Consider the following 25,619-nt stretch of genomic DNA (forward strand, 5'->3'; position numbering starts at 1 on the left):
ATGGACATTCAACAAGCCAGCGCGCTGACATCGAGCGCCGTCACCGCCGCGATCCCGCTCATGTTTGCGGGCGCGGGCGAACTCGTCACCGAAAAGTCGGGCGTGCTCAACCTCGGGGTCGAAGGCATGATGCTGATGGGCGCGGTGACCGGCTACGCGGTCACCGCGATCAGCGGCAGCCCGTGGCTCGGCGTGCTCGCAGCGATTGCAGCCGGCCTCGCGATGGCGCTGCTGTTCGCCTTCCTCACGTTGACGATGCTCGCCAATCAGGTCGCCACCGGCCTCTCGCTGACCATCTTCGGCATCGGTCTGTCCGCGTATGTCGGCAAGCCGTATACGTCGGCGGCAGCGCGCGCGAGCATCGACGCGTGGGCCATTCCCGGCCTCTCGAAGATCCCCGTGCTCGGGCCGGCGCTCTTCAGTCTCACGCCGCTCGACTACCTGGCGTTCGTGATGTTCGCGGTGATCGGCTGGTTCCTGTACCGCACGCGCGCGGGACTGGTGCTGCGTTCGGTCGGCGAATCGCCGCAGGTCGCGCACTCGGTGGGCTTTCCGGTGGTGGGCGTGCGCTACGGCTCGGTCGCCTTCGGCGGCGGCATGGCCGGGCTTGCCGGCGGCTATTACTCGATCGTGAATTTGCACCTGTGGCAGGAAAATCTCACGTCGGGCCGCGGCTGGATCGCGCTCGCGCTGGTCGTGTTCGCGACGTGGCGCCCGGGGCGCCTGCTGATCGGCGCGCTGCTTTTCGGTGCGGTGACCGGCCTGCAGTTTTACGCGCAGGCGATCGGCGTGCCGGTGCCCACCCAGTTCCTCGCGATGCTGCCGTACGTCGCGACGGTCGTCGTACTGGTGCTGATCTCGCATAATCCGAACACCATCCGTCTGAACGCGCCTGCCTCCTTGGGCAAGCCGTTTTTCTCGGCGGGCTAGTCGATCGACGATCGATCGCCCATCGACCCCACGTTCCCATCGTTCGCCAATAACACAGGACCCAACATGAAGAGAAGAAATCTGCTGAGCGCTTCCACGTGGGGCGCGGCTTCGCTCGCGCTCACTGCGGCGCTGACTGTGCCGCTCGGGCAAACCGCGCGGGCCGCCGACGCGCCGGGCGTCGCGTTCGTCTACCTCGGCAATCCGGGAGACGCCGGCTGGACGTTCGCGCACGACCAGGGCTCGAAGGAAGCGCAAGCGCAGTTCGGCAACAAGATCAGGATCACGCGTATTGAAAACGTGCCCGAATCGGCCGACTCGGAGCGCGTGTTCCGCGATCTGGCGAGCAAGGGCAACAAGATCATCTTTGGCACGAGCTTCGGCTACCAGGACTTCGAACTGAAGGTCGCGAAGGATTTCCCGGACACCGTGTTCCTGCACGCGACCGGCTACAAGAAGGCGCCGAATTTCGGCACCTACGACGTGCGCATGTACCAGGGCGCGTATCTGGCCGGCGTCGCAGCGGGCTATGTGACCAAGACCAACACGCTCGGCTTCGTCGCGTCCGTGCCGATTCCGGAAGTGGTGCGCAACATCAACGCCTATACGCTCGGCGCGCGCTTGGTGAATCCGAAGGTGCACACAAAGGTCATCTGGATCAACAGCTGGTTCGATCCGGGCAAGGAAAAGCAGGCGGCTGAAACGCTGATCGGCCAGGGCGCCGACGTGCTGCTGCAAAACACCGATTCCAGCGCGACGCTCGCCACCGCGTCGGAAAAGCACGTTCACGCATTCGGCTGGGATTCGGACATGAAGAAATTCGGTCCCGACGCGCATCTTGGGTCGGTGGTCGCGCATTGGGGGGTCTACTACACTGCGGTGATCCAGCAGGTGCTCGACGGCAAGTGGAAGAACGACCCGGTGTGGTGGGGCATTCCGCAGAAAGCCGTCAACCTGGAAGACCTGAACACGTCGGCGATTTCGGCTGACGCGCAGAAACAGGTCGCGGCAAAACGCGAGCTGCTGGCGAGCGGCAAGTGGGACGTGTTCGCCGGCCCGCTGAAGGACCAGTCCGGCGCGGTGAAGGTGCCGGCCGGCAAGACGCTGACCGACCCGGAACTGCAACGTCTGAACTGGTACGTGGAAGGCGTGGACGGATCGCTGCCGAAGTAAGCGTCAGTGAGGCCGACGAGCCCACCTTGAACGGTTCATGATCACGAGGCGGCGCTCTCGTGGATCGCTGCATTGACGAGCTGCGTCCATCCAGTACGGACGCAGCTTTTTTTGCGGCGAACGGGATGCTGGCATGTCGCCAGGCCCCGACACCGCCCGTCATTCGATCCGCAAGCCTACCTTGATCGTCACCTGCCAGTAGGTCACCTTGTCGTCTTCGATCTGGCCCCGCGTTTCCATGACTTCGAACCAGTGCAGGTTACGCAGCGTCTGCGAGGCTTTGGCGATCGCGGTTTTGACGGCGTCGTCGCTGGATACGGTCGACGACCCGGTCAATTCGATCTGTTTGTAGACGTGGTCTGACATGAACTTCCTCCTTTGGTCTTCGTTGAGGTTCACTGAGTATAGGCAACGGGCGACGCGGCGCCTGCCTGTTGTGCCTGCGGCGGCGGCTGGACAGCGGTGCGCGGTACGGCGTGAGCGTGACGGCGCAACTTGATCGGATTGCCGATGCAGTCAGAAATTGGCCATCCCGGCTGATGAACATGCCCCTCGTCACCTAGGCGACGACTCTCCGAGGCCGACCTGTCGGCCCTCGTCGACGTCCCGCGATCGCCGCGCGGCGCCGCTGCTGGCGCCGCGCAGGCAGCGCATGGGTCGACATCGCGATAACCTGCTAAAATATGCGGTTTTTCGCCGATATCACATTCAAAGGGACGCGCCGTGCTGTCTACCGCCAATATCACCATGCAATTCGGGCCGAAGCCTCTCTTCGAGAACATTTCGGTCAAGTTCGGGGAAGGGAACCGCTATGGCCTTATCGGTGCGAACGGCTGCGGTAAATCCACCTTCATGAAAATCCTGGGCAGCGACCTGGAGCCCAGCTCCGGCAACGTGATGCTCGAGCCGAATGTGCGCCTCGGTAAGCTGCGTCAGGATCAGTTCGCGTACGAAGACGTGCGCGTGCTCGACGTCGTGATGATGGGCCACACGGAAATGTGGGCCGCGATGACCGAGCGCGACGCGATCTACGCGAACCCCGACGCGACCGACGACGACTACATGCACGCCGCCGAACTCGAAGCGAAGTTCGCCGAGTTCGACGGCTACACGGCCGAAGCGCGCGCGGGCGAACTGCTGCTCGGCATCGGCATCGCGATCGAGGACCACAACGGCCCGATGAGCAACGTCGCGCCGGGCTGGAAGCTGCGCGTGCTGCTCGCGCAGGCGCTGTTCTCGAAGCCGGACGTGCTGCTGCTGGATGAGCCCACCAACAACCTGGACATCAACTCGATCCGTTGGCTGGAAGACGTGCTCAACCAGTACAACTCGACCATGATCATCATCTCGCACGACCGGCACTTCCTGAACCAGGTCTGCACGCACATGGCCGACATGGACTACGGCACGCTGAAGGTCTATCCGGGCAACTACGACGACTACATGCTCGCGAGCACCCAGGCGCGCGAGCGTCAGCAGAACGCGAATGCGAAGGCGAAGGAGCGTGTCGCCGACCTGCAGGACTTCGTGCGCCGCTTCTCGGCGAACAAGTCCAAGGCGCGTCAGGCCACCAGCCGTCTGAAGATGATCGACAAGATCAAGATCGAGGAATTCAAGCCGTCGTCGCGGCAGAACCCGTTCATCCGCTTCGAGTACGAGAAGAAGCTGCACAACATTGCAGTGGTGGCCGAAAAAATCACGAAGAAGTACGAGCGCACCATTTTCAACGACTTCAGCATCAGCGTGCAGCCGGGCGAGCGCATTGCGATCATCGGCGAGAACGGCGCGGGCAAGACCACGCTGCTGCGCTCGCTGCTCGGCAAGCTCGAACTCGACCACGGCACGGTGAAGTGGGCCGAAAATGCGAACGTCGGCTACATGCCGCAGGATACGTACGAAGAGTTTCCGGACGACGTCACGCTAATGGACTGGATCGACGCCTACCGCAAGGAAGGCGACGACGAGCAGATGGTGCGGGGCACGCTCGGCCGCCTGCTGTTCAATGCCGACGACATCCGCAAGTCGGTCAAGGTGCTCTCCGGTGGCGAGAAGGGCCGCATGATCTGGGGCAAGCTGATGCTCGGCCGCCACAACGTGCTGATGATGGACGAGCCGACCAACCACATGGACATGGAGTCGATCGAGTCGCTGCAGATCGCGCTCGACAAGTTCGAAGGCACGCTGATTTTCGTGTCGCACGACCGCGAGTTCGTGAGCGGCCTCGCCAATCGCATTATCGAAGTGAAGACCGACGGCACGCTGAACGACTTCGGCGGCAACTATGAAGATTTCCTGTTGAGCCAAGGGGTGCAGTAAGCACCCTCGGCGCACGCGCTGCAGCGCGTGCGCAGCCAGCACGTTCAAACCTGAAGCCCGCTTCGTCGAAGCGGGCTTTTCCATTGAGCGGAGCGTTCAAATGCGCACCGACGGCAGGCGCAGCGCGAAAACCTACAGCCTCTCGTTCTGAAAGCGCATGGCGGTGCCTTCCTGCTCGATGCGCACCCACACGGCACGCTTTTCCTCGTCGCTCAGAAATACCCAGTTGGACACTTCGACGGCGGTGCGTCCGCAGCCTTTGCACACCTCGTCGAATAGCGTGGAGCACACGCCGATGCACGGACTGTCAGGAAGATCGTGGAGATTGGATGCCATCGGAAACCTTGAAGCGCAAAAGCGAAGTCCCGCTATGTTAGCCGATGCGCGGCGCGCCCCTCGCTGTGCTCAACAGCAGGGCCGCGATTCGAGCGCGTGTCGTTCGTGGCCGCTCAGTGACGAGCAGCCGTTTCGCATGAAAGCCATGCGCTCTCAAAGCCGCGCCACGCACCCAGCGCTATGCGCCAAACGCCAGTTGCCACAGCAACGCCCCGTTCAGCGCGACGATGAACCCCGCGCACAGCCAGGCCACCGCGAGCGGCACGCCGCGCACGCACCAGCCGTGCATCAGTTCGGCGTTCGACGTGTAGCGGATCAAGGGCACCACCGCAAGCGGCAGTTGCAGGCTCAACACCACCTGGCTTGCCACCAGCAACTGGTTCGAGCCGTGCTGGCCGAATAGCGCGACTGCGAATAGCGCCGGCCCGATCGCGAGCGCGCGGGTGAGCAGCGCGCGCTTCCAGCGCGGTAGCTGGATCTGAAGAAAGCCTTCCATCACCGCCTGACCGGCCAGTGTGCCGGTGACCGTGGCGCTCAGCCCGCACGCGAGCAGCGCCGCCGCGAACAGGATGCCGGCCCAGCGGGTGCCGACGAGCGGTGCGATCAGCCGGTGGGCGTCGGCGAGATCGGTCACGTCGCGATGCCCGCTCGCGTAGAACACCGCGGCGGACACGATCAGCAGCGCGGCGTTGATCACGAACGCAAACGAAAGCGACACGAAGGTATCGATGTTGACCACCTGCAACGCAGCCTTGATCTGCGCGTCGCTGCGCTCGGGCGCGTGATGCCTGACGAGTGCCGAGTGAAGATAGAGGTTGTGCGGCATGACCGTCGCGCCGACGATGCCCGCCGCCAGCCACAGCATGCCCGCGTTACGCAGCAACTCGACGCTCGGCGCCGTGCCCGCCAGCGCGGCGTGCCAGTCGGGCCGCGCGAGCGCGAGCTGAACCACGAAGCACAGGCCGACGAAGCCGATCAGCGCCGCGATCACCGCTTCGAGCTTGCGGCCGCGTTTTTGCTGGAGCGCGAGCAGCGCGAACGTGCAGACCGCCGACATGAGCACGCCGACGGTCAGCGACACGCCGAGCAGCAATTGCAGCGCGACGGCGCTGCCGACCACCTCGGCGACGTCGCACGCGATGATCGCGACTTCGCTGGTCAGCCAGAGGAACAGCGTGCCGCGCCGGCTGGTGCGCTCACGACAGAGCTGCGCGAGATCGCGGCCGGTCACCACGCCCAGGCGTGAGGACAGCCATTGGAGCAGCATCGCCATCAGGCTCGACAGCAGCACCATGCCGAGCAGGCGGTAGCCGTAGCTCGCCCCGGCGCCGAGCGCGGTGGCCCAGTTGCCGGGGTCGATATAGCCGACCGCGATCAACGCGCCCGCGCCCACGAACGAAAACCAGTGCGCAGGGCGCGCCGGCTCGCCGTCAGGCAGACGCCGACGGCGGTTGGGTCGCAGGGCGAACGGGTTGGTGTTCATCTGGGCCTTGGTTGGGTGACCGCGTCTTGCCGCAAGCGATGTGCCCAACGGCTGCACAACCGCTGCCGCCCGGCCGGCGCGGGCGGGCCGAGCCGGGGCGGCGGCGTGTCGGCAGTCCTTGCGTGATGGCTATTGTGCACCGTCGAACGGCTGACGGCTCGTGCTCGCGCAAGTCGAGGAGGGGAGCGAGGCGGTCGGCTCCTGCAGTGAGAAGCCCACGCCGATCCGTGGGCCGGCACAAACAGGAGCACGAGCGCGGACATTCCACCGACCCCCGCAGCCGCCAGCCGTTGACAACCAGATAACGACACGAGCGCAGCCCGCGTTTTTTTCGGCTGGACACGCGCCGATAACCCGCTAAAATTGCGCCCATTTTGCAAGGGTGCGGCTTGCGCTGTACCGTTTGCGCGACAGTGCGGCGTTTTTTTTGGACCGCGCAATAATTGATGGTAGTTTTCGGGTTTTTCAGGGGAGCCGGGCGCAACGCCGCGGGCTAGTGACCACGGTCGGCGCGAGCCGGTCACGATCGGAGAACGGGATGAAAAGACGGGTAGTGGGACAAGTGGCCGCGCTGGTGCTCTGTGCGATGCCATGGTTGACGGCCGCGGCGAAAGACACGCAGCTGAACGTGTATAACTGGTCCGATTACATCGCCAAGGACACCATTCCCAACTTCACGAAGCAGACCGGCGTCCAGGTCAAATACGACAACTACGACAGCGACGACACGCTGCAAGCCAAGCTCCTCACCGGCAATTCCGGCTACGACATCGTCGTGCCGACCAGCAACTACGCCGGCAAGCAGATCGCCGCGGGCATCTTCGAGCCGCTCGACAAGTCGAAGCTGCCGAACCTGAAGTACCTCGACCCGTCGCTGATGGCGCTCGTGGCCGGCGCCGATCCGGGCAACAAATACGTGGTGCCCTGGGCTTGGGGCACGACCGGTCTTGGATACAACGTCACCAAAGTTCAGCAGATTCTGGGCAAGAATGCGCCGCTCGACAGCTGGGACATCCTCTTCAAGCCGGAAAACATTTCGAAGCTGAAAGCCTGCGGCGTGTCCGTGCTCGACGCGCCGGACCAGATGTTCGCCGCCGCGCTGCATTACATCGGCAAGGATCCGATGAGCAACAACCCGGCCGATTACCGCGCCGCGCTCGAGATGATGAAGAAGATCCGCCCGTACATCACGCAGTTCAACTCGTCGGGCTACATCAACGACCTGGTCGGCGGCGACGTGTGCTTCGCGTACGGTTGGTCGGGCGACGTCGTGATCGCCAAGCATCGCGCGGCCGAAGCGAAGAAGCCGTACAAGATCGAATACTTCATTCCGAAGGGCGGCGCGCCGGTCTGGTTCGACGTGATGGCGATTCCGAAAGACGCGAAGCACAAGCAAGCCGCGCTCGAGTGGATCAATTACATCGAAACGCCCCAGGTGCACGCCGCGATCACCAACGCCGTCTACTACCCGAGCGCGAACGTCGAAGCGCGCAAGTACGTGGACAAGGACGTGGCGAACGACCCGGCCGTGTATCCGCCGCCCGAAGTCATCAAGACCCTGTTCCTGCTCAAGCCACTGCCTCAGGAAATCCAGCGGCTGCAAACGCGGCTGTGGACTGAGTTCAAGTCCGGCCGCTGATACGCGGCAGCACAACGGGTCCGCATTATCATGAAGCCCTCGGTGTTTACCGGGGGCTTTGTTCGTCAAACGCCGGAGTGAAGCAGCATCATGACAAGTAGTGAGCAGTCGGGGGCACTGGCCGGGACGGGCGCGCCGTCCGCGGGACTTAAGGCCGTTACGGGCAATGCACAGGACCAATACGTCCAGATCGTCGACGTCGTGAAGAAGTTCGGCGAAACCGTGGCGGTCAAAGGCGTCAACCTGTCGGTGAAGAAGGGCGAGCTGTTCGCGCTGCTCGGCAGTTCGGGCTGCGGCAAGTCGACCTTGCTGCGCATGATGGCGGGGCTCGAGAGCGTGAGCTCGGGCAAGATCCTGATCGACGGCGAAGACCTGGCGCAATTGCCGCCGTATCGCCGGCCGGTGAACATGATGTTCCAGTCGTATGCATTGTTTCCGCACATGACGGCAGAGGCGAACGTCGCGTTCGGTCTGAAGCAGGAAGGCGTGCCGAAAGCCGAACTGAACGAGCGCGTGCAGACGGCGCTCGAACTCGTGCAGATGAGCCGCTTCGCGAAGCGCAAGCCGCATCAGCTCTCGGGCGGCCAGCAGCAGCGCGTGGCGCTGGCGCGCTCGCTCGTGAAGCGTCCCAAGCTGCTGCTGCTCGACGAGCCGATGTCCGCGCTCGACAAGCAGATCCGCCAGCGCACCCAGATCGAACTGGTGAACATTCTCGACAAGGTCGGCGTGACCTGCATGATGGTGACACACGACCAGGAAGAGGCGATGACGATGGCGGACCGCCTCGCCGTGATGAGCGAAGGCGAGATCGTCCAGCTGGGTACGCCGCACGAAGTGTACGAGTATCCGAACAGCCGCTTTTCGGCGGAGTTCATCGGCTCCACCAATCTGTTCGAAGGCCATACGGTCGAGGACGAACCCGACTACGTGTTCATCGAAACGCCCGACCTGCCGTGCCGCCTGTACGTGAGCCACGGCATCACCGGGCCGCTCGGCATGCCGGTGACGATTTCGGTGCGCCCCGAGCGCATCGCGCTCACGCGCAAGCCGCCCGAAGGCGCATACAACTGGGGCAAAGGCGTCGTCACGAACGTCGCTTACATGGGCGGCTATTCGCTGTATCACGTGAAGCTGGACAGCGGCAAGACGGTGATCGCGAACGTGACGAGCCTCGCGCTCACCGAGATCGATCCGCCGTCATGGGGCGACGAAGTGTACGTGCGCTGGAGCGCGTCGGCCGGTGTGGTGCTGACGTCATGAGGCGCGCGCTCAATGCCCTCGTCAGCTGGCCGGTGCGGCGTTTCAATCTGACCGGCCGCAGCGCGGTAGTGGCCGGGCCGTTCATCTGGCTGCTGCTGTTTTTTCTCGTGCCGTTCCTGCTGGTCGTGAAGATCAGTTTCGCCGATTCGCAGCTCGGCATTCCGCCCTATACCCAACTCGTGAACCTGGCGGAAGGCGCGATTCACATCACGCTGGATCTCTCGCATTACGCGTTTCTGCTCACCGACAGTCTCTATTTCGCGACCTATGTGAACTCGGTGGTGGTCGCCGCGATCTCGACCGTGCTGTGTCTGCTGATCGGTTATCCGATGGCGTATTACATCGCACGATCGAGCCCGGCCAGGCGCAACGTGCTGATGATGGCGGTGATGCTGCCGTTCTGGACGTCGTTCCTGATCCGGGTGTACGCATGGATCGGCATCCTGAAGAACAACGGCTTGCTGAACAACTTCCTGATGTCGATCGGGCTGATTCATTCGCCCATCGAGCTGTATCACACCAACACCGCGGTCTATATAGGCATGGTGTACTCGTACCTGCCGTTTCTCGTGATGCCGCTCTACGCGCATCTGGTGAAGATGGACCTGACCCTGCTCGAAGCCGCATACGACCTCGGCGCGAAACCGTGGAAGGCGTTCTGGCAAATCACGCTGCCCTTGTCGAAGAACGGCATTGTCGCCGGTTGCCTGCTGGTGTTCATCCCGGCGGTGGGCGAGTACGTGATTCCCGAGCTGCTCGGCGGCGCCAACACGCTGATGATCGGCCGCGTGATGTGGAATGAGTTCTTCGACAACGCCGACTGGCCGATGGCCTCCGCGGTGACCTGCGCGATGGTGCTGCTGCTGCTGGTGCCGATGGCCTTGTTCCAGCACGCTCAGGCGAAGGCGATGGAGGAAAGGCGCTCATGAAGCCCAACCGGATTTTGCAGTGGATTGCCCTCGGGATCGGGTTTCTTTTCCTCTACGTGCCCATCGTGAGCCTGGTGGTGTATTCGTTCAACGAATCGCAACTGGTTACCGTGTGGACCCACTTTTCCACGCGCTGGTACGCAGCGCTGCTGCGCGACGACGAGCTGATCACGGCCGCCTGGCTGTCGTTGCGCATCGGGTTGCTGACGGCGTTCGCGTCGGTGATCATCGGTACGTGGGCCGGTTTCGTGCTCGCCCGCATGGGGCGGTTTCGGGGCTTCACGCTGTACACCGGCATGATCAACGCACCGCTCGTGATTCCCGAAGTGATTCAGGGCATCTCGCTGCTGCTGCTGTTCATCGAAATGGCGAAGTGGTTGGGTTGGCCGGCGGGGCGCGGCATCTTCACGATCTGGATCGGACACGTGATGCTGTGCATTTCGTATGTTGCGATCATCGTGCAATCGCGCGTGAAGGAGTTGCATCCGTCGCTGGAAGAAGCCGCGCTCGACCTGGGCGCCACGCCGCTGCGCGTGTTCTTCTTCATCACACTGCCGCTGATTTCGCAGGCGCTCGTGTCCGGCTGGCTGCTGTCGTTCACGTTGTCGATCGACGACCTGGTGCTGTCGGCGTTCCTGTCCGGCCCCGGTTCGACGACGCTGCCGCTGGTGGTCTTTTCGCGCGTGCGCCTCGGACTCAACCCGGAAATGAATGCGCTCGCGACGCTGTTCATCGCCGTGGTGACAGTCGGCGTGGTGGCGACGAATCACTTCATGCAGCGCGCCGAGCGCAGGCGCGCGGTAATGGCAGTCTGAACCGGCGCATTTCACGCGCACTGCGCCTCGAGTGCGCCGCGCAACGCACGCGTGCGTTCACACTTTGTAGCCGATCCGCACGGCACCCCAATGCGACACGCGCATCGAGCTCGAGCGGAGGCTCCTGGATCGCCGGCAGTACGCGGTCGGTGAACGTGGTAAAGCGTGTCAGCAGTTGCGGCGGGTTGGTCCCCGCCACTGGCACGTAGTGCTGGTCGAACAGATCTTCGAGCGCGATGTCGCCGCGCGCCACTGCCGCTTCGAACAGCTTGCTCACTGCCGCGGCGGCCTGCTGCACCGCTTCGATGAAGCGCGTGTCGTCGGTCTCGACGCCGGTCGCCGCGGTCAGCTCGATCAGCGTCTCCGACACGCCGATCAGATGGCCCAGACGGTCCTTCGCCTGCACGAAGACTTGATACGGGGTATCCCGCGGTCGTTATCATGTGCGCTCGTCCCGAACCGCGGTTCGCTGCCTTTTCCTTTTTTGCCGGCAATTCATGATCGACTCCTTCGCACGCGCTTCGGGCTGGGAACAGCTCTACTACCTGTGGGAGCTGATCGTGCTGCTCTGCAAGTTTCTGTGGGGGCTGCTGCGGTTGCTGGGGGGCGGGTAAGCGGTGGGCGAGGGCGGATTCAGGAGCGGCCGATTCGCGATGGGACGGTGCGCGCGAATCATGTCATTGCCCGTTGGGGAATCGGCGTTCGTCGATGCGGACGCCGTGCGCCGCGCCGCCCGCGTCGGCCGCGTCGGCCGCGCCAGTGCGATAACGCCTAACGTCTCGTCGTTAGGCTGTTAGCTGAGTGGCCGCCTCCCATACCGCGAAGCGGAGAGGTTGGCGGCGTCGGCACGGCGTTGCTTGAAGTCTCGCAAGCTGCGATCTCATGAAGCGAGCCGGAGTCGGCAAAAAAAGGCTCCGTGAGGAGCCCGTGTTTCAGTTAACGTGCAGCTGATCTGCGCCGACTGCCGCATGCATGGCGTGGCGCAAGATCGCACCTTCAGGTATCGGTCCAGCCGCCGGAATCGTCATTGCTGCCCATATCGACGCCGCCGCCGTTATCTGTCCAGTCGTTCGAGCCCTGGCCAAAGTCGAGGCCGCCGCCATTGTCGCCATTACCACCATCGTTGCCGCGGCGGCGCGCTTCGTCGTCGACGATCACGTCGCGCTCGACCACGCGCTCACGTCCGGAATTCAGCGCTTCGCCCAGCAGCACGCCCGTGAGCAGACCACCCATGCCACCGCCGAAACCGCCGCCGCCTTGCTGCACGATCACCGGCGGCTGCTGTTGATACGGACCTTGCTGCGGATACGGCGCTTGCGGCGGATTGCCGAAACGCTCGGCTTCTTGCGCATACGGCGATTGCTGACTGCCGGCGGCAGGCGTGGCAGTCGGATCGGGCCGGCCGTCGGCGCGCGCCCGCAGGCTGCCGATGCGCTGCTCGAGTTCGTCGAGCTGATACGGCGGCAGCGGATTCTTGCCGTTCGACAAGCTCTCGACGACACCGCGCAACTGGTCTTCAACCGCTTCGGCTTCCTTTTCCAGCGTCTCATGACCAGGCGCCGTGGAGAGCTTCACGTCGAGCTTCAACGAACGTACGGCGTTGAGCATGTCGGTCGCGCGCTTCAGTTGCACCCGACGATCGTCGTCGGCGCGCGAGTCGCCTTGCGTGCGGGCGCGGCGCAGCGACCAACGCAGCACCAGCGCGATTACGCCAATCAGAATGATGATACCGATCCACATACCGACCCCCGGACCATGCCGTTGTTGCGCAGGAGAGACCATCGCCGACTGCTGCTGCACAGCAGGCGCAGTCTGCTGTACGAACGGATTCGCGGCGCGGCCCGCGTTGTTGCCGCGCGCGTCGCCGGCGCGCTGCGCATCTCTGCGCAGGCGTGCTTCGGTTTGCGCGAAACGGCCAGGATCGGTGAAACGGATTTGCGGGTCGAGCGTTTTTGCCTGTTGCAACTGGGCGAGCGCGTCGCCATAGCGGCCTTCGCGATCGAGCACCTGGCTGTACAGATAATGCGCGTGGGCATTGTTCGGATGCGCTTGCAGCACCTCGCTCAGACCGGCATCGGCTTGCTGCCAGTTGCCTTGCGACATGGCGGATTCGATCTGCTGAGCCGTCGGCACGGCGAACGCCGCCGCCGACACTAACAGCAGCGAAGCGAACCCGGTTGCGAGAAATTTTTTCATTTGCGGACCGGGCGCGGGGCGCCCGTCTCCTTCAGTCGTTTGCAGTGGGCCCGCATTCGCGTGGCCGGCATGCCGGGCTGGCGCACGCGGCCGCCCAGGATGCACTGCGGGGTCGCAATTACTGGGCCGGCGTGTTGATCTGTTTCTTCAATGCTTCCAGACGTTCTTCGACGGACGGGCCGCGATTCAGGTCCGCGAGCTTGTCGTCGAGCGCCTTGCCGCTCGCCGCGTCGGCCGAATTCAGACGCGCATCCGAGCGCGCATTCGACAGCGCGACTTTGTCTTCGAGCTTCTGGAAATCTTCCGAAAGATTCTTGCCGCCGATGCCGCCCAACGCGGTTGCCGCGACGTCTTTGGCTTGCGCGATCTGCTGTTTGGCTTGCAGGATGTTCGAACGCGAATTCAGGTCGTTGCGGCGGCTACGCATGTCTTCGATCTGGCTCTTGAGCTGCGCGACCGATGGTTCGAGCGTCGTCAGTTCCTTGGTCAGCGCATCGCGTTCGGCCTCGGCGGTGGCTTGCGCGCTGAGCGCTTCGCGGGCGAGCGCTTCGTCGCCGGACTGCAGCGCGCGCTTGGCGCCGTCTTCGTATTTCTTCGCCTTGTCTGCGGCAACATCACGCTTGCTTTGCTGGGTGGCCACCTGCGCCTGAATCTCGATCAGCGAGTTCTCGGCTTTACCGATGCTTTCGTCGAGTTCGCGCACGATCTGACGCGAGTCGCGCGACGGATCCTGGACGGAATCGGCTGCATCGTTCAGAAGACCTTTGAGCGTGCGCGAAATGCTGTCAAAAAGCGACATGAAAACCTCCAGAGAAATGATGTTGGCGCTGCATGGTTCTGCGCGCGTGGCTGCTTTGAACCGCCTTGAACCGTTTGTTTACTTTACGCCGCTGTGCGCGAAGCTGCGCAACCGTTCGGACCGGAGTTCGGGGCACGCTTGCCAATTGCAATAGCGAGCCCATAAATAGTTGCCGGAATTCAGGGGCGGTTTCAAAAAATTCAACGCGCGGGTCCGTAGCAGCTGGCGGATATTACACCACGGACCCTCTTAAAAACGGCCTGAACGATGCGGGCGCGCAATGCTCGCCCCTCAGCGCTGCAGCGCAGAAGTGAAGGAAAAACGTGAAGTGCTTTCTTGTTGCGCAACGCGAATAGCGCGCCCGAATGGCTTTATCTTGTGGGACGGGCTGCTGTTCAAGTAGTTAAGCTTGCAATATCGAAAGCTGTTTCTTTTGAATCGCTTTCGATGGAGCGAAATGCGTCACGACATGCAAGCGGTGACTCGCTTCGTGCGCGGATCGCCTCTCATCGGGCCTCACGCGAAGCGGCCCCCTTCGGTAGTGGGATCGTTGCGGATATCGCCGTCCTCGCCAGGCGTGTCGATGCGCGGGCGCTTGAGCACACGGTGCACTTGCGCGTCCGTATCCAGTTCGTGCGGCGCCGAATCCTGGTGGCTCGCCGCGTGTGCGGCTGCGACGCGCGCGACCGCTTCGGCGGTCGCGGCCGCTTCCAGATCGATTTCGACGGCAAGGGCGGCTGCCAAACCGGCGGGCAGCAAAGGAGCAGGCGGGGCGGGCGCTGCCGCGGGTGCGCGCGGCAGCGCACTGGCATCGGCTGCCGACGCGCAACCTTCGCGGGGCGTTGGAGCCGTTGACAGCGCGTCGTCCGCGGGCTCGCCAGCGGAGCCGGTGCGCGCCTGCAACGCCGGCGGCACGGCGGCACGCGCGTGCCGCGTGCCGCGTGCGACCCGCTGCAGCGCCGCGTTCAGCGCATCCGGTGCGCGCGGCGCGTGCAGCCGGTCGACGATGCTCGCCGCCTTCACCTGCTCACTGGTCGCGCCGAAGCTCAGCACGGCGCGCCGCATCAGCTCGCTCACGCTAATGCCCAGACTCGCGGCGGTGGTGGTGATCGCGCGTTTCTGCGCGGTCGTCACGAATACGACGATGCGCTCGCTCGGCTTGGTCATGATTGGCTCGCAGTCTTGTTGGCATGGGCGGGTCAGCGCCCGTTTCCCGGGTGCACGGCGCGTGCATCGGTCTGCGCACGGGGTTCGAACGCGTGCCCGAATGTTCGTCCAGTGTGCGTTCGAGTGTGCGTCGAGTGTACGTTGTTACGCGCGCCGGGACCATCATATGACGAGTTGCAATGATGCGAAACGGTCGCGACGTGAAAATCCCGCGACATCAACGGGTTGGGGCGCTTGCACGCCGTTTTTCCATAGGCCATTGCCCACCTTCAGTCGATAACCGGAGGCGAACCGCGGAGCGAACTGGCAATTGCACGAAACGACAGGCGCCCGCGGCGCGAAGGGAATTCTTACAAAAAAACTGCGTTGGGGCCGCCTTGAATTCTTTTAAAATACGCTGTTGCGTTGCGCCGGACAGGGTCCGAGGCGTGCCGTGCGGCCGGCCGGGGGCAAGCGGTGGCACGGTGCATTCCGCCTCGGGCTGCGATGCTCGATCACCATCCCTGCGTGCGCCACCTGCGCGGGCAGAACGGCGTTCAGTCATGCGCCCACTATTCCAGTCATGCCAATCATCAAACGACCGCACTCCTCCCATTCTCCAGCCGGTGGAAACCGGGACTCCTACCAACGCACTCCAGGACGCAATGCCGCTTCGCGCGAGGTCGAGGCGGGCCGCCGCTCGTTCGGCGCGACACTCGTCATCTGGTTCGTCGGGTTACTGGCGACGGTCGCGGTGGTGGGCGCGCTGATCCTCGGCTATGCGGTGGTGGTGATGGGGCCGCAACTGCCGTCGCTCGACGCGCTGACCGACTATCGTCCGAAAGTGCCGCTGCGGGTCTATACCGCTGATCACGTGCTGATCGGCGAATTCGGCGAAGAGCGGCGCAGCCTCGTGCGCTTCCAGGACATTCCCGACCAGATGAAAAAAGCGGTGCTCGCGATCGAGGACTACCGGTTCTACGAACACGGCGGCGTCGATTTCCTGGGCATTCTGCGCGCCGGTTTTGCCGACCTCGCGCACGGCGGCGCGTCGCAGGGGGCGAGCACGATCACGATGCAGGTGGCGCGCAACTTCTTTTTGTCGAGCGAAAAGACCTATACCCGCAAGATCTACGAGATGCTGCTCGCGTACAAGATCGAGCGCGCGCTGACCAAAGACCAGATTCTCGAGCTGTACATGAACCAGATCTATCTGGGCGAGCGCGCCTACGGCTTTGCCGCGGCCGCGCGCGTGTACTTCGGCCGGGACCTGAAGGACATCACGCTCGCGCAGGCGGCGATGCTGGCCGGCCTGCCGAAAGCGCCGTCCGCGTACAACCCGGTGGTCAATCCGAAACGCGCGAAGATCCGTCAGGAGTACATTCTGAAGCGCATGCTCGAGCTGAAGTACATCAGCCAGGAGCAGTACGACCAGGCGGTGAAGGAAGAGATTCACACGCGCAACCCGGGCAACGAATACAGCGTGCACGCCGAGTACATCGCCGAAATGGTCCGGCAGATGATGTACGCGCAGTACAAGGACGAAACCTATACGCGCGGTCTGAACGTCACCACCACGATCGACTCGGCCGACCAGGACGCCGCCTATCGCGCGGTTCGCAAGGGCGTGATGGACTACGAGCGGCGCCACGGCTATCGCGGGCCGGAAGGCTTCGTGCAGTTGCCGCCGCCGGGCGACGACCGCGATCAGACCATCGACGATGCGCTCACCGATCACCCGGACAACGGCGAGATCATCGCCGCGGTGGTAACGGATGCGGGTCCGAAGCAGGTGAAGGCGCAACTGGTGGACGGCAGCGAGATAACGATCAACGGCGAGGGTCTGCGTTTTGTCGCGGGCGCATTGAGTGCGCGCGCCACGGCCGCCACGAAGATCAAGCCGGGTTCGATCGTCCGCCTCGTCGCCGACGACAAGGGCAACTGGCAGATCACGCAATTGCCGCAAGTGGAAGGCGCACTCGTGTCGCTCACGCCGCAGGACGGTGCGATCCGCGCGCTGGTCGGCGGCTTCGACTTCAACAAGAACAAGTTCAATCACATCACGCAGGCATGGCGTCAGCCCGGTTCCAGCTTCAAGCCGTTCATCTATTCGGCGGCGCTCGACAAGGGCCTCGGACCGGCGACGATCATCAACGACGCGCCGCTGTACTTCCCGGCGAGCACACCGGGCGGCGACGCGTGGGTGCCGAAGGACGACGACCAGCCGGACGGTCCGATGTCGATGCGCGTCGCGTTGCAGAAGTCGAAGAACCTGGTATCGATCCGCATTCTGTCGTTCATCGGCACCAGGTACGCGCAGGACTTCGTCACCCAGCGCTTCGGTTTCGACGCTGACAAGACTCCGCCGTATCTGCCGATGGCGCTCGGTGCTGGGCTCGTCACGCCGTTGCAGTCGGCGGGCGCGTATTCGGTGTTCGCGAACGGCGGCTACCGGATCAACCCGTATCTGATCAACGAAGTGACGGACGCGCACGGCGAACCGCTGTCCAAAGCGCAGCCGCTTACGGCCGGGCGCGACGCGCCGCGCACGCTGGAGCCGCGTAACGCGTACGTGATGAACAGCCTACTGCATTCGGTCGCGACGTCCGGCACGGGGGCGGGGACCAACGTGTTGCATCGCTCGGATCTGCAAGGCAAGACCGGCACGACCAACGATGCGAAGGACGGCTGGTTCGCCGGCTATCAACAGTCGCTGGTGGCGGTCGCGTGGATGGGTTACGACCAGCCGAAGAGCCTCGGCAGCCGTGAATTCGGCGCGCAGCTCGCGTTGCCGATCTGGGTCGAGTACATGCAGCGCGCGCTGCGCGGCGTGCCGCAGGCCGAGCCGCAGCAGCCGGACGGCGTGACACTCGTGGACGGCGAACTGTTCTATACCGACATGACGCCCGGCAACGGCTTCGTCGCCAGCATCGGTCTCGATTCGTCGAACCCGGTGGCCGGCACCGGCGAGGCGATGGGCGGTGTGGGGCCGGCAGGCATGACGCCGCCAGCGGTGCCGCCGCCGAGCGTGTCGTCCAATGAGCGCAAGCAGATCATCGATCTGTTCGAGTCGAACAAGCCTTAACGATCACGGGGCTCATGCGCGCCGTGCGGCCGCACCCGCCAGGCGGCCCTTGAGGGTTCGGGGAACCGAGGGCCGGCAACGCTTTGCCGGCGCGTTCGGGCATTGGACGCGGCAGATTTTGTGCCCCGTACCAGCGGTGTGCTTTAATCACGCCTGCGGTGCTTTTTCGCTCCGGTCAGGCACGGCCGTCCGATTCCCAAAACGATTTCGGCCGCCAGCACCGCAGCGTTTCGCCCCAAGGCGAAACGCTGCGCTTCACAACGCTCCGCGCGAGACCCGGTTTGACGCGCGCGCATGTCACTTCGATCGTTGCCAACCCCGGTTGCGGCGGCCGGTGTGTTCGTCATCCTCCATCCACCGGGTCCCGCCTCGTGAAAAGTAGAATTCTCATTTGTCTGACGACGGCCCTGCTGCGCGCGTTCGCCTTGCTGCCCTACGGGTTGATCGCGCGCATCGGCACCGGCATCGGGGCGTTGCTGTACCGCATTCCCAGCACGCGCCGGCGCGTCGTGCATACCAATCTGAAACTGTGCTTCCCGGACATGAGCGACGACGCGCGCGAACGTCTCGCGCGCGCGCACTTCTGTCATGTGATCCGCAGCTATGTCGAACGCGGGCCGCAATGGTTCGGCACTGCGCAGGCGATTGCGCGCCTCGTACAAGTGGAGAGCGCAATCGATCTCGCCGACGTCCAGTCGCAGCCGACTATTTTCGTCGGCTTCCATTTCGTCGGCATCGAGGCAGGCTGCATGATGTATTCGACTCGCCACCCGGTCGCGTCGCTTTATACGCCGATGTCGAACCTGCTGCTCGACGCGATGGCCAGACGCCAGCGCGGCCGCTTCGGTACCGAGATGATTCCGCGCAGCGACAGCGTGCGCCGCGCGTTGCGCGTGTTGCGCGAGGGCAAACCGGTGATGCTTGCCGCCGACATGGATTTCGGCCTTCGCGATTCGGTATTCGTGCCGTTTTTCGGCGTGCCGGCGTGTACGCTGACATCGGTATCGCGGATGGCGCGTGCGGGCAACGCGCGGGTCGTGCCGTTCGTGACCGAGGTGCTGCCCGACTACCGGGGCTACAAGCTGACCATTTTCGACGCGCTAAGCGATTTTCCCTCCGACGATGTTGCTGTCGACGCGCGTCGCATCACCGAATTCCTCGAAACGCAGGTACGAAGGATTCCTGATCAATACTATTGGGTTCACAAACGGTTCAAGAATCGGCCGGCCGGCGAAGCGGGGGTTTATTGAGCGCGCGGTTGCGGCCGTGGGCCACAGATAACCGGCAGTGCGGTCATTGAGTCGCGTCGTCCGCTGAGTATTCAGACGCCGCTGCATCGTTCAGCACCGCCCTCGACAATCCCAATGCCTTCAAGTACATAAGCGCGCAACCCCGAGGTTATCAACAGCCCTCTCCACACAAACTGGGGATAAGGTTGCGTGAGGGAAGGGTTGAATCGACGTAAGCGCCGCTTGTCGGCCGTCTGCTGACTCATTCCGCGCCGCCCGAATAAACCGAGCGCATTCAATGGGCTAGCCAGCTTGTCAGACAGTTTTCAACAGGCTCGTCAACATAATCTGTGGACAAGTCAGTGAGCGTCGCTATCGTATCGCTGGCTCAGCCGGTTCAGTTCCACAAGCCCGCGTTCGCCGTTGACGTCGCAGACACTGCAGCGGCACTCGTCGCCGCTTCGACCGGCGGATTGCCCATCGCGTGAAGCAGCGCCGCGGTGTCCGTCAACCGCGCGCTGGCGTAGCGAATCTCGTCGAGCTGCGCGTTGCGGAACTGTTGCTCGCTCGAACGCGTCGAGGCGACTGGCAGCGCGCCGAGCCGGTAGCGTCCCGAAGTCTCCTCGAACACGCCCTGCGCCGAGCGCGCGGCGCGCTCCGCCGAATCCAGCGCCCGCGCGTCGTGCTCCAGCGCCGCAAGCGTATCTGCGACGTTCTGAAACGCGGCCAGCACGGTCTGCTTGTACTGCGAGATCGTCGCGTCGTAGGTGTCCTGCGCGGCGCGGCGTTGCGCGCGCAGTGCGCCGCCATGAAACAGCGGTTGCGACAGCGACGCGCCAATGCTCCAGATCGCCCCTGCACCGGACAACGCGACTGGCCAGCTAAAACCGCCTTGTCCCATCGATGCGGCGAGCGACAGGCTCGGGAACATCTGCGCGGTCGCGACCCCGACATCGGCCGCCGCGGCCTTGACGGCGGCATCGGCGGCCTGGATGTCGGGCCTCGAGCGCAGCAGCTCCGAGGGCACCACTACCGGCAACTGTTCAGGCATGTGCAGCTGCGCGAGGTCGAGGTCGTCCGGCGCGGTGTCCGGCGTGCGGCCGAGCAGCACCGCCAGCGCGTGACGCGTGGTCGTCCATTGCTGCTGGAGACCCGGCAAGCTCGCGGACAGACTTGCCGCAGTTTGCTGCGCGCTCAACAGCTCGGCATGCGGCACCGCGCCCAACGCATAGCGGCGCTCTGTGTCGCGCGCCTGATCGTTGGCAATCGTCACCAGACGCTCGGTGGTCTCGATCTGCGCGTGCAGCGCGGCACTCGTGATCGCCGCTGTCACGATATTGGCCGCCAGCGCGCGACGGGCCGCATCCCACTGATACACCTGCACGTTCACGCGGGCGGCGAGTTCTTCGTTGGCGAGGCGCGCCGCGCCGAACAGGTCGAACGTGTAGTGCGCCTGCAATTGACCGACAAAGACGTTGTACAGAAATGTGTTGGGACCGATCTCCGGGATCGCCAGCGCGCGATTGCGCGTCGCCTGGCCGCCCGCGTCGATGGTCGGCAGCAGTGAACTGCCGACCTGCGCGCGCAACTGCTCGCGCGCGGCGGCGAGCGATTTATCGGTGGCGGCGAGGGTCGGACTGTTGCGCAAGCCTTCGTCGACCAGCGCGTCCAATGGGTCCGACTGATACAGCGTCCACCATTGCGGCACCGGCTTCGCACCGACCACGAACTGCTGGGCGACGCCTTGCGCGGCCACTGTCCGCGTGGGCTGCGCTTGAGTGCCGTAGTGAGCCGGTTGCGGCATGGCGGGCGGCTCGCCGTTGGGCCCGAACGAACATGCGGCGAGCGCGCAGCCAGCGACGGCCAATGCGCCCGGCCGCGCGTATCCGCAGAGTTGGCGGGCAAACGCGGGCGACAACGCACGGCAACGCGAACGCCAAAGCAGGCGGAACCACGCGCGGCCAGGAGCCAGCCGAAGCACTCGGGAGAAGCTGGAAGTCGTCATCATGCTCAATTCCCCGTATGCGTCGCGCCGGATGCGGACAGCGACGGAGGCTCGCGTTCGTCGCCGCGCACTCTGAACGACGCGGCGTACAACGCGGGCAGATAGAACAGTGTCAGGATGGTCGCGCTCGTGATGCCGCCCATTAGCGCGGTCGCCATCGGACCGAAGAAATTCGAGCGCAGCAGCGGAATCAGCGCGAGCACGGCGGCCGCCGCAGTCAGCGTGATTGGCCGGAAACGCCGCACCGTCGCGCCGACGATCGCGTCGAAGCGCTTCTGCCCCGACGCGATGTCCTGCTCGATCTGATCGACGAGAATCACCGAATTGCGCATGATGATGCCGAACATCGCGATCACGCCGAGCATTGCGACGAAGCCGAACGGCTGGCCGAACAGCAGCAGGGTGACGACCACGCCGATCAGCCCGAGCGGAGCGGTCAGCACGACCATCAGCACGCGAGGGAAGCTTTGAAGCTGGATCATCAGCAAGGTCAGCACGGCGATCACCATGATCGGAATCTGTGCGTTGATCGACGCCTGGCCCTTCGCGCTTTCCTCGACGGAGCCGCCGACCTGGATCCGGTAGCCCACCGGCAGTGTCGCGCGAATCTGGCTGAGCGCGCGATCCACTGCGTGCGTGACGTCGATGCCTTGCGCGCCGCGCGCAACGTCGGACTGCACGGTGATGGTCGGCTGACGGTCGCGCTCCCAGATCACGCCGTACTCGAGATCGTTGCGCAGATGGCCGAGCGTACCGAGCGGCACCGCGCCGTTCGGCGTGGGCATCGCCAGCGACACGAGTTGCGACGGGTCGACACGCTCGGCACGCGGTGCGCGCAGATCGACGCTGATCAGCTTGTCGCGTTCCCGATACTGCGTCACCGTATAGCCGGAGAGCGTCATCGCGAGGAAGCTCGAAATGTCTTGCGAGCTGACGCCGAGTTCGCGCGCGCGTTTCTGATCCACTTCGAAGCGCACCGAGCGCTCGGCGGGTTCGTCCCAGTCGAACTGGACATTGCTGGTCCGGCGGTCGGCGCGCATCGTCGCGGCGACGCGCTCGGCGATCGAGCGCACCGTTGCGATGTCGTCGCCGCTCACGCGGAACTGCACGGGATAGCCGACGGGCGGTCCGTTTTCGAGGCGCGACAGGCGCGTGCGAATCGCCGGAAAGTTGTTGCGCAGTTCGGGTTCCAGCCACTGCGCGAGCTTCTCGCGATCCTTCACCGACTTCGCGGTGACGACGAACTGCGCGAAGTTCGGTTGCGGCAACTGCTGGTCGAGCGGCAAATAGAAGCGCGGCGCGCCGGTGCCGACGAAGTTCACCGTATGATCGATCTCCGGGCGGCCCGCCAGCAGCTTTTCGAGCCGCTGCGCCTGATGCAACGTGGCTTCGAACGACGCACCCTCGGGCAGGCGCACGTCGACCAGCAATTCCGGACGGTCCGAGCTTGGGAAGAACTGCTGCGGCACTAGCGTGAAGCCCGCCATCGCCAACACGAACAGCGCGACGGTGATCGCCAGAACGACGAAGCGCCGCTCGATGCACCAGCCGATCCAGCCACGCAGACGCTTGTAGAAGCGGGTGTCGTAAATGTCGTGCTCGTGGTCGTCGGCCTCGTGCGCCTGACGCTTGCGCTCGGGCAGCAGGTGATAGCCGAGCAGCGGAATCAGCACGACAGCCGCGAGCCACGATGCAATCAGCGCGATTGCCGACACTTCGAAGATCGAGCGCGTGTATTCGCCGGTACTCGATTTGGCGAGCGCGATCGGCAGAAAGCCGGCGACGGTCACGAGCGTGCCCGTCAGCATCGGAAATGCGGTGCTGGTGTACGCGAAGGCCGCCGCGCGCGTGCGGTTCCAGCCCTGCTCGAGCTTCACCGACATCATCTCGACGGCGATGATCGCGTCGTCGACCAGCAGCCCCAGCGCCAGCACCAGGGTGCCGAGCGACACCTTGTGCAGACCGATGTCGAACACGTACATGCACAGCGCGGTGACCGCGAGCACCACCGGGATCGAGATCACGACCACCATGCCGGTGCGCACGCCGAGCGATACGAGGCTCACCACCAGCACGATCGCGACGGCTTCTGCGACGGCTTCCAGGAAGTCGTCCACCGAGCGGGCGACCGCGTTCGGCATGCTCGACACTTCAACCAGTTTCAAGCCGGCGGGCAACGCCTCGCGCAACTGCGCCATTTGCTGGTCGAGCGCTTTGCCGAGGCGAATCACGTCGCCGCCGGGCTGCATGGTCACGCCGATGCCCAGCACCGCCTTGCCGCCGAAGCGCATCTGCGTGACGACCGGATCGTCGTAGCCGCGCCGGATCGTCGCGATGTCGCCGAGACGGAAGCTGCGGTTGTTGATGCGGATCAGCGTGTCGGCGAGCGCAGCGACGTCCTGGAACTGGCCGGTGGGGCGCACGAACACGCGGTCGTCGGCCGTGGTCAACGTGCCCGCCGGCGACACGCCGTTCTGTCCGTTGATCGCCTGACCGATTTGCTGCGGCGAGATGCCCAAGCGCGTGAGTTGGGTGTTGGCGATCTCGATGTAGATGTGCTGTTCGGGGTCGCCGAAGTAATCGACCTTGCCGACGCCCGGCACGCGCAGCAGCATGGTGCGCAACTGGTCCGCGTAATCGTGCAGTTGCGCGGCGGAAAAGCCGTCGCCCTCGAGCGTGAAGATGTTGGTGTAGACGTCGCCGAATTCGTCGTTGAAGTACGGCCCCTGAATGCCAGGTGGCAGCGTCGCCGCGATATCGCCGACTTTCTTGCGCACCTGGTACCAGGTCTCGGGCACGTCGCTGACCGGTGCCGAGTCCTTCATCGTAAAGAACATCAGCGACTCGCCAGGGCGCGAGTAGCTGCGCACGAAATCGACGGCGGGCGTCTCCTGCAGCTTGCGGCCGATGCGGTCGGTCACCTGCTCCTGCACCTGCCGCGCAGTCGCGCCGGGCCAGAAGGTGCGGATCACCATCACGCGAAACGTGAAAGGCGGGTCTTCCGATTGCGCGAGCCGCGTGTAGGCGAGGATACCGAAGGCGGTCGCGAGCGCGATCAGGAACACGACTAGCGCCTGATGACGCAGCGCCCATGCGGACAGGTTGAAGCGTCCTTCTTCGTGAGCCGCGCTCATGAAGCGAAGTCCTCGGGATGCAGCGGCGCGATCGCGTTGACTTTCTCGCCGGCGCTCACCGTATGCACGCCTTGCAACACGACACGTTCGCCGTCCTTGAGTCCGCCGGTAATCACGATGGTGCGCTCGTTGTAACGCATGACCGTGACGCGGCGCAGCTCCAGCGTGTTGTCGGCGGCGCGCACGACCCACACCGCCGGCTGACGGCCTTCGTGAAAGAGCGCGGTGACGGGTAGCGTAAAGGAGACGTTCGCCTGTCCGCCTGATTGCGAGGGCGTGAGCAGAGCGGCCGGGGTGACATCGGCGGTCATGCCCAGGCGCACGTCGGGACCTGGGTCGTTGAGCGTGAGCCGCGCGCGATACGTGCGGCTTTGCGGGTCGGCGGCGGGCGACAATTCGCGCACCCGCGCGGTGAACTTGCGCCCCGGCAGCGCGGCGAGGCTGACGCTCGCCTCCTGTGCGGGCGCGAACGCGGCGAGCGCGCTTTCCGGCACGTCGCACAGCACGTCGACGTCGCCGCTCCACGCAAGGTTGTACACGGCCTGGCCCGCGGACACGTTCTGCCCGGTGTCGGCCTGCTCCGCCGTGATCACGCCCGCGTGAGCGGCGACGAGCGTGGTGTATTGCAACTGGTTTTTCGAGAGCGCCGCCTGTTGCGCGGCCTGATCGCGCTGTGCAAGCGTGGACGCGTAGGTATTCGTGGACTGTTCGAGCTGCGCCGGCGCGATCAGGTTTTCTTTCGCCTGCGCCTGGTCGCGCTCGAGCTGCTGCTTCGCGAACACGAGCCCGTGCTGCGCCGCCTCGAGTTGCGCCTGCGCGCTGGCTGCGGACTTTTGCGCATCTGCTGGATCGAGCTGGGCGACGATTTGCCCGCTCTTCACGACATCGCCGAGGCGCACCCGCCGCTCGATGATCTTGCCGCCGACGCGAAACGACAGCGGCGTCGAATACCGCGCCTCGACTTCGCCGGGCAGCGACGCGGCTTGCATCGCATGGCCGTCCGCATGCACTCCGACGGCGACTACCGGACGCGGCGCGGGCGCGGCCGCTTCTTTCTTCGAGCAGGCGGCTAGCGCCAGCATGCCGGCGAGGGCGACGGCCCACCCCGAGCGGCGCATCTGCCGATGGGACTGCTGGCGCAGCC

General features: G+C 64.4%; 18 protein-coding genes and 1 pseudogene. 9 read left to right on the forward strand and 10 right to left on the reverse strand.

Annotated features, from left to right (window positions below; all coding sequences use genetic code 11):
• Complete coding sequence (locus ABQJ48_RS01520) at window positions 1–930, forward strand: ABC transporter permease (protein WP_367835495.1); 930 nt, start codon at window positions 1–3, stop codon at window positions 928–930.
• A gap of 66 nt (window positions 931–996) precedes the next feature.
• Complete coding sequence (locus tag ABQJ48_RS01525; RefSeq protein WP_367835496.1) at window positions 997–2,103, forward strand: BMP family ABC transporter substrate-binding protein; 1,107 nt, start codon at window positions 997–999, stop codon at window positions 2,101–2,103.
• A gap of 159 nt (window positions 2,104–2,262) precedes the next feature.
• Here ABQJ48_RS01525 and ABQJ48_RS01530 read toward each other — a convergent pair whose 3' ends face one another.
• Window positions 2,263–2,469 (reverse strand): dodecin, encoded by a 207-nt coding sequence (locus ABQJ48_RS01530; protein WP_367835497.1) that lies wholly within the window; start codon window positions 2,467–2,469, stop codon window positions 2,263–2,265.
• 357 nt (window positions 2,470–2,826) lie between these two features.
• Here ABQJ48_RS01530 and ABQJ48_RS01535 point away from each other — a divergent pair, with 357 nt between their 5' ends.
• Window positions 2,827–4,419: an ABC-F family ATPase gene (locus ABQJ48_RS01535; RefSeq protein ID WP_367835499.1), complete on the forward strand. Its 1,593-nt coding sequence runs from the start codon at window positions 2,827–2,829 to the stop codon at window positions 4,417–4,419.
• Window positions 4,420–4,551: 132 nt separating this feature from the next.
• Here the strand turns inward: ABQJ48_RS01535 and ABQJ48_RS01540 are convergent, their stop codons facing one another.
• Both ABQJ48_RS01540 and ABQJ48_RS01545 read right to left on the reverse strand, forming a co-directional pair.
• Window positions 4,552–4,755, reverse strand: coding sequence for a DUF1289 domain-containing protein (locus tag ABQJ48_RS01540; RefSeq protein WP_367835500.1), 204 nt, complete (start codon window positions 4,753–4,755; stop codon window positions 4,552–4,554).
• 178 nt (window positions 4,756–4,933) lie between these two features.
• Window positions 4,934–6,238 (reverse strand): Nramp family divalent metal transporter, encoded by a 1,305-nt coding sequence (locus ABQJ48_RS01545; RefSeq protein WP_367835502.1) that lies wholly within the window; start codon window positions 6,236–6,238, stop codon window positions 4,934–4,936.
• A 538-nt stretch (window positions 6,239–6,776) separates the two neighbouring features.
• Here ABQJ48_RS01545 and ABQJ48_RS01550 point away from each other — a divergent pair.
• The 4 genes from ABQJ48_RS01550 to ABQJ48_RS01565 all read left to right on the forward strand — a co-directional run bounded on the left by ABQJ48_RS01550 (window position 6,777) and on the right by ABQJ48_RS01565 (window position 10,881).
• Window positions 6,777–7,877, forward strand: a complete 1,101-nt coding sequence (locus ABQJ48_RS01550) for a polyamine ABC transporter substrate-binding protein (protein ID WP_367835503.1) — start codon at window positions 6,777–6,779, stop codon at window positions 7,875–7,877.
• 90 nt (window positions 7,878–7,967) lie between these two features.
• Window positions 7,968–9,137, forward strand: coding sequence for an ABC transporter ATP-binding protein (locus tag ABQJ48_RS01555; RefSeq protein ID WP_367835504.1), 1,170 nt, complete (start codon window positions 7,968–7,970; stop codon window positions 9,135–9,137).
• Window positions 9,134–10,066 carry an ABC transporter permease subunit gene (locus ABQJ48_RS01560; RefSeq protein ID WP_367835506.1) on the forward strand — a complete coding sequence of 311 codons (933 nt, stop codon included), beginning with the start codon at window positions 9,134–9,136 and terminating at the stop codon, window positions 10,064–10,066. Before ABQJ48_RS01555 ends, ABQJ48_RS01560 begins: the two co-directional genes overlap by 4 nt.
• Window positions 10,063–10,881, forward strand: a complete 819-nt coding sequence (locus ABQJ48_RS01565; RefSeq protein ID WP_367835508.1) for an ABC transporter permease subunit — start codon at window positions 10,063–10,065, stop codon at window positions 10,879–10,881. The genes ABQJ48_RS01560 and ABQJ48_RS01565 overlap by 4 nt, the downstream gene beginning before the upstream one ends.
• A 73-nt stretch (window positions 10,882–10,954) precedes the next feature.
• Here the strand turns inward: ABQJ48_RS01565 and ABQJ48_RS01570 are convergent.
• From ABQJ48_RS01570 to ABQJ48_RS01585, 4 genes and pseudogenes are all read right to left on the reverse strand, one after another.
• A pseudogene (locus tag ABQJ48_RS01570) lies at window positions 10,955–11,290 on the reverse strand (methyl-accepting chemotaxis protein); the annotation flags it as partial.
• Between the two features lie 587 nt (window positions 11,291–11,877).
• Window positions 11,878–13,077 carry a tetratricopeptide repeat protein gene (locus ABQJ48_RS01575; RefSeq protein ID WP_367835509.1) on the reverse strand — a complete coding sequence of 400 codons (1,200 nt, stop codon included), beginning with the start codon at window positions 13,075–13,077 and terminating at the stop codon, window positions 11,878–11,880.
• A 118-nt stretch (window positions 13,078–13,195) separates the two neighbouring features.
• Window positions 13,196–13,876, reverse strand: a complete 681-nt coding sequence (locus tag ABQJ48_RS01580) for a PspA/IM30 family protein (protein ID WP_367835510.1) — start codon at window positions 13,874–13,876, stop codon at window positions 13,196–13,198.
• 516 nt (window positions 13,877–14,392) lie between these two features.
• Window positions 14,393–15,043 carry a hypothetical protein gene (locus tag ABQJ48_RS01585; RefSeq protein WP_367835512.1) on the reverse strand — a complete coding sequence of 217 codons (651 nt, stop codon included), beginning with the start codon at window positions 15,041–15,043 and terminating at the stop codon, window positions 14,393–14,395.
• Between the two features lie 562 nt (window positions 15,044–15,605).
• On the opposite strand from ABQJ48_RS01585, the gene ABQJ48_RS01590 reads away from it, so the two are divergent.
• Window positions 15,606–18,107, forward strand: coding sequence for a penicillin-binding protein 1A (locus ABQJ48_RS01590; protein WP_367835513.1), 2,502 nt, complete (start codon window positions 15,606–15,608; stop codon window positions 18,105–18,107).
• Between the two features lie 371 nt (window positions 18,108–18,478).
• Complete coding sequence (locus ABQJ48_RS01595; protein ID WP_367835514.1) at window positions 18,479–19,357, forward strand: lipid A biosynthesis lauroyl acyltransferase; 879 nt, start codon at window positions 18,479–18,481, stop codon at window positions 19,355–19,357.
• Window positions 19,358–19,733: 376 nt separating this feature from the next.
• On the opposite strand, the gene ABQJ48_RS01600 is transcribed toward ABQJ48_RS01595, so the two are convergent.
• The 3 genes from ABQJ48_RS01600 to ABQJ48_RS01610 are packed head-to-tail and all read right to left on the reverse strand — an operon-like array spanning window position 19,734 to window position 25,557.
• The gene (locus ABQJ48_RS01600; RefSeq protein WP_473094092.1) at window positions 19,734–21,341 is read right to left on the reverse strand and encodes an efflux transporter outer membrane subunit; all 1,608 of its coding nucleotides are present in this window, start codon (window positions 21,339–21,341) and stop codon (window positions 19,734–19,736) included.
• A 5-nt stretch (window positions 21,342–21,346) separates the two neighbouring features.
• Complete coding sequence (locus ABQJ48_RS01605; RefSeq protein WP_367835517.1) at window positions 21,347–24,475, reverse strand: efflux RND transporter permease subunit; 3,129 nt, start codon at window positions 24,473–24,475, stop codon at window positions 21,347–21,349.
• Complete coding sequence (locus tag ABQJ48_RS01610; RefSeq protein ID WP_367835969.1) at window positions 24,472–25,557, reverse strand: efflux RND transporter periplasmic adaptor subunit; 1,086 nt, start codon at window positions 25,555–25,557, stop codon at window positions 24,472–24,474. The genes ABQJ48_RS01605 and ABQJ48_RS01610 overlap by 4 nt, the downstream gene beginning before the upstream one ends.
• Window positions 25,558–25,619: the final 62 nt, after the last annotated feature.

Source organism: Paraburkholderia suaedae (assembly GCF_040812055.1).
Classification (GTDB): Bacteria; Pseudomonadota; Gammaproteobacteria; order Burkholderiales; family Burkholderiaceae; genus Paraburkholderia.

Coding starts and splice junctions, on each gene's coding strand:
- ABQJ48_RS01550 (WP_367835503.1), top strand. CDS start 6,777: ATGAAAAGACGGGTAGTGGGACAAGTGGCCGCGCTGGTGCTCTGTGCG.
- ABQJ48_RS01590 (WP_367835513.1), top strand. CDS start 15,606: ATGCCAATCATCAAACGACCGCACTCCTCCCATTCTCCAGCCGGTGGA.
- ABQJ48_RS01575 (WP_367835509.1), bottom strand. CDS start 13,077: ATGAAAAAATTTCTCGCAACCGGGTTCGCTTCGCTGCTGTTAGTGTCG.
- ABQJ48_RS01600 (WP_473094092.1), bottom strand. CDS start 21,341: ATGACGACTTCCAGCTTCTCCCGAGTGCTTCGGCTGGCTCCTGGCCGC.
- ABQJ48_RS01540 (WP_367835500.1), bottom strand. CDS start 4,755: ATGGCATCCAATCTCCACGATCTTCCTGACAGTCCGTGCATCGGCGTG.
- ABQJ48_RS01610 (WP_367835969.1), bottom strand. CDS start 25,557: ATGCTGGCGCTAGCCGCCTGCTCGAAGAAAGAAGCGGCCGCGCCCGCG.
- ABQJ48_RS01565 (WP_367835508.1), top strand. CDS start 10,063: ATGAAGCCCAACCGGATTTTGCAGTGGATTGCCCTCGGGATCGGGTTT.
- ABQJ48_RS01560 (WP_367835506.1), top strand. CDS start 9,134: ATGAGGCGCGCGCTCAATGCCCTCGTCAGCTGGCCGGTGCGGCGTTTC.
- ABQJ48_RS01530 (WP_367835497.1), bottom strand. CDS start 2,469: ATGTCAGACCACGTCTACAAACAGATCGAATTGACCGGGTCGTCGACC.
- ABQJ48_RS01555 (WP_367835504.1), top strand. CDS start 7,968: ATGACAAGTAGTGAGCAGTCGGGGGCACTGGCCGGGACGGGCGCGCCG.
- ABQJ48_RS01605 (WP_367835517.1), bottom strand. CDS start 24,475: ATGAGCGCGGCTCACGAAGAAGGACGCTTCAACCTGTCCGCATGGGCG.
- ABQJ48_RS01585 (WP_367835512.1), bottom strand. CDS start 15,043: ATGACCAAGCCGAGCGAGCGCATCGTCGTATTCGTGACGACCGCGCAG.
- ABQJ48_RS01580 (WP_367835510.1), bottom strand. CDS start 13,876: ATGTCGCTTTTTGACAGCATTTCGCGCACGCTCAAAGGTCTTCTGAAC.
- ABQJ48_RS01520 (WP_367835495.1), top strand. CDS start 1: ATGGACATTCAACAAGCCAGCGCGCTGACATCGAGCGCCGTCACCGCC.
- ABQJ48_RS01545 (WP_367835502.1), bottom strand. CDS start 6,238: ATGAACACCAACCCGTTCGCCCTGCGACCCAACCGCCGTCGGCGTCTG.
- ABQJ48_RS01525 (WP_367835496.1), top strand. CDS start 997: ATGAAGAGAAGAAATCTGCTGAGCGCTTCCACGTGGGGCGCGGCTTCG.